16 protein-coding genes are annotated in these 12809 nt (G+C 73.8%); all 16 read left to right on the forward strand.

The window, feature by feature from the left end:
- Positions 1-30: 30 nt before the first annotated feature.
- The 16 genes from atpE to GD880_RS04420 all read left to right on the forward strand — a co-directional run bounded on the left by atpE (position 31) and on the right by GD880_RS04420 (position 12786).
- Positions 31-234, forward strand: coding sequence for a F0F1 ATP synthase subunit C (gene atpE, locus GD880_RS04345; RefSeq protein ID WP_152202106.1), 204 nt, complete (start codon positions 31-33; stop codon positions 232-234).
- Positions 234-806, forward strand: coding sequence for a F0F1 ATP synthase subunit B (locus GD880_RS04350; RefSeq protein WP_152230380.1), 573 nt, complete (start codon positions 234-236; stop codon positions 804-806). The genes atpE and GD880_RS04350 overlap by 1 nt, the downstream gene beginning before the upstream one ends.
- Positions 806-1621 (forward strand): F0F1 ATP synthase subunit delta, encoded by an 816-nt coding sequence (locus tag GD880_RS04355; protein ID WP_152230381.1) that lies wholly within the window; start codon positions 806-808, stop codon positions 1619-1621. The genes GD880_RS04350 and GD880_RS04355 overlap by 1 nt, the downstream gene beginning before the upstream one ends.
- A 59-nt stretch (positions 1622-1680) precedes the next feature.
- Positions 1681-3321 (forward strand): F0F1 ATP synthase subunit alpha, encoded by a 1641-nt coding sequence (gene atpA / locus GD880_RS04360; RefSeq protein ID WP_152230382.1) that lies wholly within the window; start codon positions 1681-1683, stop codon positions 3319-3321.
- 2 nt (positions 3322-3323) lie between these two features.
- Positions 3324-4220 carry a F0F1 ATP synthase subunit gamma gene (locus tag GD880_RS04365; RefSeq protein ID WP_152230383.1) on the forward strand — a complete coding sequence of 299 codons (897 nt, stop codon included), beginning with the start codon at positions 3324-3326 and terminating at the stop codon, positions 4218-4220.
- A 41-nt stretch (positions 4221-4261) separates the two neighbouring features.
- Positions 4262-5740 carry a F0F1 ATP synthase subunit beta gene (atpD, locus tag GD880_RS04370; protein WP_152230384.1) on the forward strand — a complete coding sequence of 493 codons (1479 nt, stop codon included), beginning with the start codon at positions 4262-4264 and terminating at the stop codon, positions 5738-5740.
- Positions 5741-5777: 37 nt separating this feature from the next.
- Entirely contained in the window at positions 5778-6053 is a 276-nt protein-coding gene (locus GD880_RS04375; protein WP_319593244.1) for a F0F1 ATP synthase subunit epsilon, read from the forward strand.
- A 35-nt stretch (positions 6054-6088) separates the two neighbouring features.
- The gene (locus tag GD880_RS04380; protein WP_152230386.1) at positions 6089-6478 is read left to right on the forward strand and encodes a DUF2550 family protein; all 390 of its coding nucleotides are present in this window, start codon (positions 6089-6091) and stop codon (positions 6476-6478) included.
- A gap of 19 nt (positions 6479-6497) precedes the next feature.
- Complete coding sequence (locus GD880_RS04385) at positions 6498-6968, forward strand: NUDIX domain-containing protein (RefSeq protein ID WP_152230387.1); 471 nt, start codon at positions 6498-6500, stop codon at positions 6966-6968.
- Between the two features lie 55 nt (positions 6969-7023).
- Positions 7024-7719 carry an endonuclease NucS gene (gene nucS / locus GD880_RS04390; RefSeq protein ID WP_152230388.1) on the forward strand — a complete coding sequence of 232 codons (696 nt, stop codon included), beginning with the start codon at positions 7024-7026 and terminating at the stop codon, positions 7717-7719.
- A 138-nt stretch (positions 7720-7857) separates the two neighbouring features.
- Entirely contained in the window at positions 7858-9078 is a 1221-nt protein-coding gene (locus GD880_RS04395) for an amidohydrolase family protein (protein WP_152230389.1), read from the forward strand.
- Positions 9075-10493 carry a glycoside hydrolase family 1 protein gene (locus tag GD880_RS04400; RefSeq protein ID WP_152230390.1) on the forward strand — a complete coding sequence of 473 codons (1419 nt, stop codon included), beginning with the start codon at positions 9075-9077 and terminating at the stop codon, positions 10491-10493. The genes GD880_RS04395 and GD880_RS04400 overlap by 4 nt, the downstream gene beginning before the upstream one ends.
- 57 nt (positions 10494-10550) lie before the next feature.
- On the forward strand, positions 10551-10862 hold the full coding sequence (locus GD880_RS04405; protein ID WP_152230391.1) for a hypothetical protein: 312 nt from the start codon (positions 10551-10553) through the stop codon (positions 10860-10862).
- A gap of 141 nt (positions 10863-11003) precedes the next feature.
- Entirely contained in the window at positions 11004-11816 is an 813-nt protein-coding gene (locus GD880_RS04410; protein WP_152230392.1) for an alpha/beta fold hydrolase, read from the forward strand.
- A gap of 125 nt (positions 11817-11941) precedes the next feature.
- Positions 11942-12430, forward strand: a complete 489-nt coding sequence (locus GD880_RS04415) for a GNAT family N-acetyltransferase (protein ID WP_152230393.1) — start codon at positions 11942-11944, stop codon at positions 12428-12430.
- Positions 12430-12786 carry a GntR family transcriptional regulator gene (locus tag GD880_RS04420; protein WP_152230394.1) on the forward strand — a complete coding sequence of 119 codons (357 nt, stop codon included), beginning with the start codon at positions 12430-12432 and terminating at the stop codon, positions 12784-12786. The genes GD880_RS04415 and GD880_RS04420 overlap by 1 nt, the downstream gene beginning before the upstream one ends.
- Positions 12787-12809: the final 23 nt, after the last annotated feature.

Raw genomic sequence — 12809 nt, forward strand, 5'->3', positions numbered from 1 at the left:
GGTTCGCACCACGGAAGGAAATCCCCAGACATGATCGGAAGCATCGCCACCGTCGGTTACGGTCTCGCTGCGATCGGCCCGGGCATCGGCATGGGCATCCTCGTCGGCAAGACGCAGGAGTCCCTCGCGCGCCAGCCCGAGCTCGCCGGCCCGCTGCGCGTCAACATGTTCATCGGTATCGCCCTCATCGAGGCGCTCGCCCTCATCGGCCTGGCCGCCGGCTTCGTCTTCTGATGACTCCCACCGACCTGGTGCTGGCTGCGGCGGAGGAGCACAACGTCCTCCTTCCGGCCAGCTACGACATCCTCTGGTCGGCGGTGTGCGTCGTCATCATCGCGTTCTTCCTCGTGAAGTACGCCGTGCCGCGACTGACCGCGATGCTCGACGAGCGCGCCGCGAAGATCGAGGCCGGCCTCGCTCAGGCGGAGGAGGCCCAGCAGGCCGCCGCCCAGGCGGAGGAGCAGATCGCCGCCGAGCTCGGCGCCGCGCGCCGCGAGGCCGCCGAGGTGCGTGAGCGCGCCCAGGAAGAGGGCAAGCAGATCGTCGGCGACGCCCGGGCCAAGGCCCAGGCCGAGGCCGACCGCGTCACCGCCAACGCCGCGCGGCAGATCGAGGCCGACCGGCAGGCCGCGCAGATCTCCCTGCGCACCGACGTCGGCATGCTCGCCAGCGAGCTGGCCTCGCGCATCGTCGGCGAGTCGGTCACCGACCGGGCGCTGCAGTCCCGCGTCATCGACCGGTTCCTCGACGAGCTCGACGCCCAGACGGCGCAGGCCCCGGCGGACGCGAAGGTGCAGGAGGCCTGATGCGTGCGAGCAGCGAGGCGGCCCTGGAGCGGGCGCAGGAGCGGTGGGAGCCGGTCCTGCGCGAGGTGGGGGAGCGCGCCCGGACCCTGGGCGAGCAGCTCTTCGGCGCCGTCGACGTCCTCGACGGCTCCGGCGCGCTGCGGCGGGCCCTGACCGACCCGTCGCGTGACGGCGAGGACAAGGCCCGGCTGGCGGGCGCCGTCTTCGGCGGGAAGGTCGACGCCGAGGCGGTCGACCTCGTCGCCGGGCTCGTGCGCGAGCGCTGGTCCGACGACCGGGACCTGCCGGAGGCGGTGGAGTCCCTCGCGGTGGAGTCCGTGCTGGCGGCCGCGCAGGCCGCGGGCCGGCTGGCCGACGTCGAGGACGAGTCCTACCGCCTCGTGCGGATGCTCGCCGACGAGCGCGAGCTGCGCAACGCCGTCGAGGACCGCAACCTCCCCGCGGAGCGCCGCGCGGGCCTGATGGAGGCCGTGCTCAACGGCAAGGTCTTCCCGGAGACCTCCGTGCTGGCCGTTCGCGCCGCCCGGTCGCTGCGTCGCCGCTCGGTGACCACCGCGCTGCGCACCGTCACCGAGCTCGCCGCACGCCGGCGGGCCCACATGGTGGCGTCCGTGACCTCCGCGGTCCCGCTCTCGCAGGAGCAGATCGACCGGCTCGCGGCCATCCTGCGCCGTACCTACGGCCGGGACGTGCAGGTGCACGTCGGCCTCGACCCCGAGCTGCTCGGCGGCGTGCGGGTGCAGGTGGGCGACGACGTCATCGACGGCACGCTGGCCACCCGCCTCGCCGACGCCCGGCGCCGGCTCGCGGGCTGACCCCGCACCCCGAACCTGAGACATCGACCGCGCGGCGGTCACTACGTGAAGGAAGACCAATGGCTGAGCTGACGATCCGGCCCGACGAGATCAGGGCTGCGCTGGACAGCTTCGTGAGTTCCTATGAGCCCACCCAGGCGGCGAGCGAAGAGGTCGGTCACGTCACTCTGGCGGCCGACGGCATCGCGCAGGTCGAGGGCCTGCCCGGTGCGATGGCCAACGAGCTCCTGCGCTTCGAGGACGGCACCCTGGGCCTGGCGATGAACCTCGACGTGCGCGAGATCGGCGTCGTCGTCCTCGGTGAGTTCACCGGCATCGAGGAGGGCCAGGAGGTCCGCCGCACCGGCGAGGTGCTCTCCGTGCCGGTCGGCGAGGGCTACCTCGGGCGCGTCGTCGACCCGCTCGGCCACCCCATCGACGGCCTGGGCGAGATCGCCGGCATCGAGGGCCGCCGCGCCCTGGAGCTGCAGGCGCCCGGCGTCATGATGCGCAAGAGCGTGCACGAGCCGCTCCAGACCGGCCTCAAGGCCATCGACTCGATGATCCCGATCGGGCGCGGCCAGCGTCAGCTCATCATCGGCGACCGCCAGACCGGCAAGACCGCCATCGCCATCGACACCATCCTCAACCAGAAGGCGAACTGGGAGTCCGGCGACCCGAGCAAGCAGGTCCGCTGCATCTACGTCGCCGTCGGCCAGAAGGGCTCGACCATCGCCGCCGTGCGCGGGGCGCTGGAGGAGGCCGGCGCGCTGGAGTACACGACGATCGTCGCGGCCCCCGCCTCCGACCCGGCCGGCTTCAAGTACATCGCGCCCTACACCGGCTCGGCCATCGGCCAGCACTGGATGTACCAGGGCAAGCACGTCCTCATCGTCTTCGACGACCTGTCCAAGCAGGCCGAGGCCTACCGCGCCGTGTCGCTGCTGCTGCGCCGCCCGCCGGGCCGCGAGGCCTACCCGGGCGACGTGTTCTACCTGCACTCGCGTCTGCTCGAGCGCTGCGCGAAGCTCTCCGACGAGCTCGGCGCCGGTTCGATGACCGGCCTGCCGCTCATCGAGACCAAGGCGAACGACGTCTCGGCGTACATCCCGACCAACGTCATCTCCATCACCGACGGGCAGATCTTCCTGCAGTCGGACCTGTTCAACGCCAACCAGCGTCCCGCCGTCGACGTCGGCATCTCGGTGTCCCGCGTCGGTGGTGACGCCCAGATCAAGGCGATGAAGAAGGTCGCGGGCACGCTGAAGATCACCCTGGCGCAGTACCGGTCGATGGCGGCGTTCGCGATGTTCGCCTCCGACCTCGACCCGACCACGCGCCAGCAGCTCACCCGCGGCGAGCGGCTCATGGAGCTGCTCAAGCAGCCGCAGTACACCCCGTATGCGGTCGAGGACCAGGTGGCCTCCATCTGGACCGGCACCAACGGCTACCTCGACGACGTCGACGTCAAGGACGTCGGTCGCTTCGAGAGCGAGCTGCTCGACCACCTGCGGCGCAACTCCGACGTGCTCACCACCATCCGGGAGACCGGCAAGCTCGAGGACGCCACCGAGGAGGCGCTGCGCTCCGGCGTGGAGGAGTTCCGCCGCGGCTTCCTCGACTCCGAGGGCAACGCGCTCGGCGCCGAGCCGGCGGTCGAGGGTGACGAGGTCGAGGCCGAGCGCACGCAGGAGCAGATCGTCAGCGCGAAGCGGGGCTGAGCATGGCGGGATCACAGCGGGTCTACAAGCAGAAGATCCGGGCGACGCAGACGCTCAAGAAGGTCTTCCGGGCCATGGAGCTCATCGCCGCCTCGCGCATCGGCAAGGCGCGCGACGCGGCGCAGGGCACCGACGCCTACACCCGGGCGCTCATCCGGGCGGTCGGGGCGGTCTCCGCGCACGCGAACCTCAACCACCCGCTCATCGCGGGCCGCTCGGACACCAACCGGGTCGCGGTCTTCGCCGTGACCTCGGACCGCGGCATGGCCGGGGCCTACTCGGCGACCGTCCTGCGCGAGACCGAGCGGCTCATCGAGCGGCTCGAGGGCGAGGGCAAGGAGGTGGCGCTCTACGTGTCGGGCCGGCGCGGGGAGAGCTACTTCCGGTTCCGGGGCCGCGAGATCGTCCGGTCGTGGACCGACGGGTCGGACAACCCCCAGCCCCAGCGGGCGCGGGAGATCGCCGACACGCTGCTCGGCGCCTACCTCGCCCCGGTGCTGGAGGGCGGCGTGAGCGAGCTGCACGTGGTCTACACCCGGTTCGAGACGATGGTGACGCAGGTGCCGCAGGTGCGGCGCATGCTCCCCATCGAGGTCGTCGAGGGCGAGGGGTCCGCCGAGGGCGAGGCGCTGCCCCTGTACGAGTTCGAGCCGTCGGCGGACGAGGTGCTCGACGCGCTGCTGCCGATGTACGTGCGCCGGCGCATCTACGGCGAGCTGCTCATGGCGGCGGCCTCGGAGCTGGCCTCCCGGCAGCGGGCGATGCACACCGCCACGGACAACGCCGAGAACCTCATCCGTGACTACACCCGGCTGGCGAACACCGCGCGCCAGGCGGACATCACCTCCGAGATCACCGAGATCGTCTCCGGGGCCGACGCGCTGGCGTCGAGCCGCTGACCCCCACCCCGCCGCCCGGGACAAGTGAAGGAACAAGGACAATGACTGCCACATCCACCGAAGCGCCGAAGCAGGGCGCAGCCGGCGTCGGCCGGATCTCCCGCGTCACCGGGCCCGTCGTGGACATCGAGTTCCCGCCGGACGCCATCCCCGAGATGTACAACGCGCTGACCACCGAGGTGAACCTCGCGGCGCAGGGCGAGGGCGAGGCCAGCGGCCCGGTGAAGATGACCCTCGAGGTGGCCCAGCACCTGGGCGACAACCTCGTGCGCGCCATCGCGCTGAAGCCGACCGACGGCCTGGTGCGCGGCCAGGAGGTGCGCGACACCGGCGCCCCGATCTCCGTGCCCGTCGGCGACGTCACCAAGGGCCACGTGTTCAACGTGACCGGCGACGTCCTCAACCTCCAGGAGGGCGAGCAGCTCGAGATCACCGAGCGCTGGCCGATCCACCGCGAGCCGCCGGCCTTCGACCAGCTCGAGTCGCGCACCCAGATGTTCGAGACGGGCATCAAGGTCATCGACCTGCTCACCCCGTACGTCCAGGGCGGCAAGATCGGCCTGTTCGGCGGCGCCGGCGTGGGCAAGACGGTCCTCATCCAGGAGATGATCCAGCGCGTCGCGCAGGACCACGGCGGTGTGTCGGTGTTCGCCGGTGTCGGCGAGCGCACCCGTGAGGGCAACGACCTCATCATGGAGATGGAGGACGCGGGCGTCTTCGACAAGACCGCCCTCGTCTTCGGCCAGATGGACGAGCCGCCGGGCGTGCGTCTGCGCGTGGCCCTGTCGGCGCTGACCATGGCCGAGTACTTCCGCGACGTGCAGAAGCAGGAGGTGCTGCTCTTCATCGACAACATCTTCCGCTTCACGCAGGCCGGCTCGGAGGTCTCCACGCTGCTGGGCCGCATGCCCTCCGCGGTGGGCTACCAGCCCAACCTGGCGGACGAGATGGGCCAGCTCCAGGAGCGCATCACCTCCACCCGCGGGCACTCCATCACGTCCCTGCAGGCCATCTACGTGCCGGCCGACGACTACACCGACCCCGCCCCGGCGACGACGTTCGCGCACCTTGACGCGACCACGGAGCTCTCCCGTGACATCGCCTCGCGCGGTCTGTACCCCGCGGTGGACCCGCTGGCCTCCACCTCGCGCATCCTCGACCCGCAGTACGTGGGCCAGGACCACTACGACGTGGCCACCCGGGTGAAGTCGATCCTGCAGAAGAACAAGGAGCTGCAGGACATCATCGCCATCCTCGGTGTCGACGAACTCTCCGAGGAGGACAAGATCACCGTGGCCCGCGCCCGGCGGATCGAGCAGTACCTCTCGCAGAACACCTACACCGCGGTGAAGTTCACCGGCGTGGAAGGCTCCACGGTGCCCGTGGCCGAGACCGTCGAGGCGTTCAAGCGCATCGCCAACGGCGACTACGACCACGTGCCCGAGCAGGCGTTCTTCAACATCGGCGGCATCGAGGACCTCGAGCGCAACTGGCACAAGATCCAGTCCGAGCTGCGCTGAGCGGGCGCCGGAAGCGAAGGAGGCCCCGACGGTGGCGATGAAGGTAGAGGTTGTGTCCACGCACGCCCCGGTGTGGACGGGCGAGGCGACGAGCGTCGTGGTGCCCGCGGCGAACGGCGAGCTCGGGATCCTCACCGGGCGTGAGCCGGTGCTCGCCGTGCTCCGCGAGGGCACGGTGCGCATCACCCCGACGGACGGCGAGCTCGTGACGGTCGACGTCACCGAGGGCTTCGTGTCCGTGGACCGCGACAACGTCACGGTCGTGCTCGAGAGCGCGGCGGACGCCGCGCTGCTCGGCGGCCTGGGGGAGTAGGAGCGCCATTGACGGGGGCGGGAACCACGTGGGGAATGCTCGCGGTTCTCGCCCTCGTCCTGCTCGGCGTCCTCGTCGTCGCCTTCGCGGTGCGCGTGCGGCGCATCGCCAACCGGGTGGGCTCGTTCGAGTGCGCCCTGCGCCGGACCGGCGCGAAGGACTGGACCAGCGGCATCGCCTGCTACGGCGCGGGCCGGATCGACTGGTACCGGCTGGTGTCCCTGCGGCTGCGCCCGTCGCGCTCCTTCACCCGCGACGGGCTCGTCGTGCTCGAGCGGCGGGTGCGGGCGGGGGCCGGGCACGTCATCGAGGCGCGGGTGGCGTGCGGCGGTGAGCAGCTCGAGCTGGCCATGGTGCGCGAGGCCTTCGCCGGCCTGGTGAGCTGGCTCGAGGCGGCCCCGCCGCGCGGGGAGCCGCGGCTCTAAGGGGGCGCGCGCCACCCGGGTGAACCGGTTCCAGGTCATCCCGGCCGCCTATGTCCTTCTCGTCGAGCCAGCGACGAGCGGGTGCCTGGATCGGGTCCTGCTCTCCTTGCGGCGCAACACCGGGTACATGGATGAGCACTGGTCCTTCGGTGCCGCCGGCCATGTCGAGGCCGGCGAGTCCGTCCTCGAGGCCGCCGTCCGCGAGGCCCGTGAGGAACTCGGCGTGGAGCTGCGCACGTCCGACCTCGAACCGCTCACCGTCATGCATCGCACGGCCGGAACCGGTGATCCCATCGACGAGCGCGTGGACTTCTTCTTCGCCGCGCACACGTGGCTGGGCCGACCCGAACGGCGTGAACCGCACAAGGCCGCTGCCATGAGGTGGTTCTCGTTGGATGAGCTGCCTGCCCACGTGGTCCCGCACGAGCTCGAGGTGCTCGAGCACCTCCGCACGGGCGACGTCCCACCCGTCACCGTCGTGGGGTTCTGACCGGCTGACGAGCGGGTGGCTGGTCGCCGCGAATCGGAAGGTAAGGTTCTCCGTCGTGCGCGTCGTCATTGCCAGCTGCTCCGTGGACTACTCCGGGCGCCTGGACGCCCACCTGCCGCTCGCCACTCGGCTGCTCATGATCAAGGCGGACGGGTCCGTCCTCGTCCACTCCGACGGCGGGTCGTACAAGCCGCTGAACTGGATGTCCCCGCCGTGCCGGCTCACGGTCGGCGAGCCCGACGACGGCGACGCCGAGCAGGGCGTGCGCGAGGTGTGGACCGTGCAGAACGCCAAGAGCGACGACCGGCTGGTCGTGCGCGTGCACGAGGTCGTCGCCGACCACACCGTGGAGCTCGGCATCGACCCGGGCCTCGTCAAGGACGGCGTCGAGGCCCACCTGCAGAAGCTGCTCGCCGAGCAGATCGAGCTGCTCGGCCCCGGGCACCAGCTCGTCCGGCGCGAGTACCCCACGGCGATCGGCCCGGTCGACATCATGGCCAAGGACCCCGCGGGCGCCTCGGTCGCGGTGGAGATCAAGCGCCGCGGCGACATCGACGGCGTCGAGCAGCTCACCCGCTACCTCGAGCTGCTCAACCGCGACCCGCTGCTCGCCCCGGTGCAAGGCGTCTTCGCGGCCCAGGAGATCAAGCCCCAGGCCCGGGTGCTGGCCACCGACCGCGGCATACGCTGCCTCGTGCTCGACTACGACGCCATGCGAGGCATCGACGACGTCGAGTCGCGGCTGTTCTAAGCGCCGGCGTTCGCCTGACGCGCAGCACGCCACGCCCTACCGAGGGCTCGTCGGCTCGCCCGGGACCTCACGGCGCGCGGAGGAGTTGACGCCTCACCGCGTGGGTATCGGACCGCCAGCGGGTGTTGGATGGGGGGCATGGCTGACGAGCACCGGGCGCTGCGCGGGCGGGTCGTGACCGCCGACCGCGTGCTGAGCGACGGCGCCGTCGTCCTCGCCGGGCCGAGGATCGCCTGGGTCGGCCCGGTCGAGGAGGCCGCGGCCGCCGGCCACGGGACCGCCGTCGCCGCCACGCCCGCGCCCACGGACGGCCGCTACGTGCTGCCCGGCCTGGTCGACCTGCACTGCCACGGCGGCGGCGGGGCGTCCTTCCCCGACGCCGAGGACGCCCCGGCCGCGCTGGGCGCCGTCGTCGAGCACCGCCGCCACGGCACCACCACCCTGGTCGCCTCGCTCGTCACCGCCGCCCCGGACACGTTGCGCGCGCGCGTGGGCCTGCTCGCCGACCTCGCCGACGCCGGGGAGATCGACGGCATCCACCTCGAGGGCCCCTTCCTGTCCCCGGCGCGCTGCGGCGCCCAGGACCCGGCCCTCATGCGGGCGCCCGACCCCGCCCTCGCCGGCGAGCTCCTCGCCCTCGGCCGCGGGCACGTCGCCACCATGACGCTCGCGCCCGAGCGCCCCGGCAACACCGGGCCCGACGGCGTCGCCGCCCGCCTCGTCGCCGGCGCCGCGCTGCCCGCCTGGGGCCACACCGACGCCGGGCCGGAGGAGACCCGCCGCGCCCTCGCCGAGTCCGCCGAGCTGCTGCGCGCCACTGCCGGCGCCCGCGCCGCGCGCCCCACCGTCACCCACCTCTTCAACGGGATGCGCCCGCTGCACCACCGGGATCCGGGCCCCATCGGCGAGTTCCTCGCCGCCGCCCGCCGCGGCGCCGCCGTCGTCGAGCTCATCGGCGACGGCGTGCACCTCGCGCCCGCCGTGGTCCGCGCGGTCTACGAGCTGGTCGGGCGGGAGAACGCCGCCCTCGTTACCGACGCCATGGCGGCCGCCGGCATGCCCGACGGCGCCTACCGGCTCGGCTCCATGGAGGTCACCGTCGCCGGCGGGGTCGCCCGGCTCAGCGTCGACGGGACCATCGCCGGCGGCACCGCGCACCTGCTCGACGTCGTCCGCACCACCGTCGCCGGCGGCGTCCCGCTCGTCGACGCCGTCTACATGGCCGCGAGCACGCCCGCGGCCGTCCTGGGCCGCCGCGACGTCGGGGCCCTCGAGGCCGGCCGCCGCGCCGACGTCGTCGTCACCGACGCCGACCTGCGGCCCCTCGCCGTCCACCGTCTCGGCCAGGAGGTCACATGAACCAGCGCACGTTCCCGGACAGCTTCGTGTGGGGCGCGGCGACCGCCGCGTACCAGATCGAGGGCGCCGCCACCGAGGGCGGCCGCGGCCGGTCGATCTGGGACGACTTCTCGCACACGCCCGGGCGCACCCGCGGCGGCGACACCGGCGACGTCGCGGACGACCACTACCACCGCTGGCAGGAGGACGTGGCCCTCATGGCCGAGCTGGGGCTGGGCGCCTACCGGCTGTCGATCTCCTGGCCGCGGGTCCAGCCGGGCGGCCGCGGCCCGCTCAACCCCGAGGGCGTGACGTTCTACACCCGGCTGCTCGACGCCCTGCGCGCCGCCGGCATCGCGCCCGTGGTCACCCTCTACCACTGGGACCTGCCCAGCGAGCTCGAGGCCGCCGGTGGCTGGACCACCCGCGAGACCGCCTACGCCTTCGCAGAGTACGCGCGCGCCATGGCCCGGGCGCTGGGGGAGCGGGTCGCGCTGTGGATCACGGTGAACGAGCCGTGGTGCTCGGCGTTCCTCGGCTACGCCGCCGGGGAGCACGCCCCCGGGCGCACCGAGCCGGCCGCCGCCCTGGCCGCCGCCCACCACCTCAACCTCGCCCACGGCCTGGCCGCGGCCGCCATCCGGGACGAGCTGGGCGAGTCCGCCCAGGTCTCCGTGAGCCTCAACCTGCACGTCACCCGCCCGGCCGACCCCGAGTCCGCCGCCGACCTCGAGGCCGCGCACGAGGTGGACCTGGTCGGCAACCACATCTTCCTCGGCCCGATGCTCGACGGCTCCTACCCCATCGGGCTGCGCGACCTCACCCGCGACATCACCGACGCCGGCTACGTCCGGCCCGGCGACCTCGCCCTCATCCGCCAGCGCCTGGACGTCCTGGGGGTGAACTACTACTTCACCAACTCCGTGCGCCGCAGCGACGGCCCCGCCGACGGGTCCCGCGGGTCCGGCGGGTCCGGCGGCCACGGCAACGGCCCGGCCAGTCCTTGGGTGGGCCTCGACCGTGTGGAGTTCCTCCCGACCGCCGGCCCGACCACCGCGATGGGCTGGAACATCGAGCCGGAGGGCATCTACGAGCTGCTCACCGCCCTCGACAACGCCTACGACGGCCTGCCGCTCATGGTCACCGAGAACGGCGCCGCGTTCGACGACGCCCCCGGGCCCGACGGCGAGGTGCACGACCCCGACCGCGTGGACTACCTGCGCCGGCACATCGACGCCGTCGGCCGCGCCCGGGCGGACGGTGCCAACGTGCAGGGGTACTTCGTGTGGTCCCTGCTCGACAACTTCGAGTGGTCGTACGGCTACAGCAAGCGGTTCGGCATCGTCCGGGTGGACTACGACACGCAGCGGCGCACCCTGAAGGACTCCGCCCGCTGGTACGCCCAGCTGGCGCGCACCGGCGCGCTGCCGGACTGACGCTCCCCGCCCGGACCCTGCTCGCACGCTGCCCGGGCCGGGGGCGACAATGAGGCCATGCCCTCCTCCCGTCGCTCGCGCCGCCGTCCCTACGGGACGGAGCACGTGCCGCTGGACCCGGAGCGGCTCAGGGGCATGCCGCGCAGCGAGCACGGGCCCGACGGCGGGTCGTACTCGGTGCGGCAGGTGCGCGGGTCGGACAAGTCCTACCGCTGCCCCGGCTGCGACCAGCTCATCCCGCCGGGGGTCGCCCACGTCGTCGCCTGGCAGACCGACCACCTGCTCGGCGCGCAGGCCGGCATCGACGACCGCCGCCACTGGCACAGCGCCTGCTGGCAGGCCCGCGGGCGTCGGCGGCCCACCCGCTGACACGACGGCACAAACGCGCCACCAAGTCGTCGTCGGGGCGCCGTGCGCCCACCAACGCCGCAGGTCGCCGGTCCGCGCCGGGGGACTTTGTGGCGCGATCCGCCCGAGCGGACCGGGCGCGGGCCGTGCCATGCTCGGCCCATGACCCTCGCCCTGCACCGTCACGGCCCCGACGAGGGGCTCCCGCTCGTCCTCTTGCACGCCTTCCCGCTCGACGCGCGCATGTGGGACGACGTCGTCGCCCAGCTGCCCGACCTCTCCGTCGTCACGATCGACGCCCCCGGCTTCGGCGCCTCCCCGGCCCCCGACGCCGTCGCCGCGGAGGTGGGCCGGCCGGCCGAGCCGTCCCTGGAGACCTACGCCGACGCGGTCGCCGCCGCGCTCGGCCACGCCGGGATCGACCGCGCCGTCGTCGCGGGGATCTCCATGGGTGGCTACGCCGTCCTCGCGCTCGCCGAACGGCGCCGGGGCCTGCTCGCCGGCGCCGGCCTGCTGGACACCAAGGCCGCCGCGGACGACGACGCCGCCCGCGCCACCCGGCTCCAGGTCGCCGCGGACGCCGAGGCGCGGGGCGCCGCCGCGGTCGCGCCGATGGTCACCCAGGTCCTCGGCGCGACCAGCCAGGCGGAGCGCCCCGAGGTCGTCGAGCGCGTGGGCGCGTGGCTGGCTAACGCCCCACCGGCCGGGATCGCCTGGGCCCAGCGCGCGATGGCCGCCCGGCCCGACCGGGTCACCGCGCTGGAGGACCTCCAGGTGCCGGCGCTCGTGCTGCGCGGCGCCGAGGACGCGTCGGCGCCGCAGGCGGCGGCGAGCACCATGGCGGAGGCGCTGGGGGACGTCGAGGTCGTCGTGGTGCCGCGGGCCGGTCACCTCAGCGCCGTGGAGGCGCCCGCGGAGGTCGCCGCCGCCCTGCGCGCCCTGCACGAGCGCTGCGCCCAGGGCGCCGTGTCCTGATTGGCGCGGCCCCGTCCCGGGTGGGAGACCGGACGGCGCGCCGGGGAGCAGCGCGCCGGGGACCGCTCGGCGGCCCCGCCGCTCCGCCGACCGGCCCGCCGGCGCGGGCGCCCTACGCTGGGGACATGCCGACCTTCCCCGCCGCCCGCATCCGCCCCGCGACGGTGCTCGACGCCCCCGCGATCGCCCGCGCCCACCTCCAGGCCTGGCGGGAGACCTACGGCGATCTCGTCCCCGCCGCGGTCTACGCCCAGCGGGAGGTCGAGGGCCCCGGGCGCTGGGAGGCCACGCTGGCCGCCCCCGGCGCCACCATGACGTGGGTGGCGCAGCGCAACGACGAGGTCGTCGGGTTCGCGACGGCGCTCGCCGCCGGGCCCAGCGGCGTGCGGCCGCTGCAGCTGTCGCGGCTGTACGTTCTCGCCGCCGAGCAGGTCCGGCGCACCGGCACCCACCTCCTCGAGCTGGCCATCGGGGACGCGCCGTGCTTCCTGTGGGTCGCGGAGGCCAACACCCAGGCGCAGGGCTTCTACCGTTCCCACGGATTCGAGGCGGACGGCGCCCGCGAGCAGGTCGCCGCCGGCGGACATCTCCTCGCGCTGCGGATGGTGCGCTGATGGACCTCGACCTCGGCGTCGACCCCGCCTCCGCCACCCCGCCCTACGAGCAGGTGCGGGCCCAGCTGGCCGCCGCCATCGAGGCCGGCGCGCTGCAGCCCGGCACCCGGCTGCCCACGGTGCGGGCGCTCGCGGGCGACCTCGGGCTGGCGGTCAACACCGTCGCCCGGGCGTACCGCGAGCTCGAGCAGGCCGGTGCGGTGGTCACCCGGGGGCGGTCGGGCACCGTCGTCGCCGACGACGACGCCGAGCACGGGGCCAAGGCGGCGGCCGCCGCCTATGCCGCCCGGGCGCGCGAGCTGGGCCTGACCCCGGAGCGGGCGCTGGAGCTGGCCCGCGACGCGCTGCGCGCCTGAGGGCGTGGCCGGCGTCCGGTCGG

This window comes from Georgenia ruanii (assembly GCF_009193175.1).
GTDB lineage: Bacteria > Actinomycetota > Actinomycetes > Actinomycetales > Actinomycetaceae > Georgenia > Georgenia ruanii.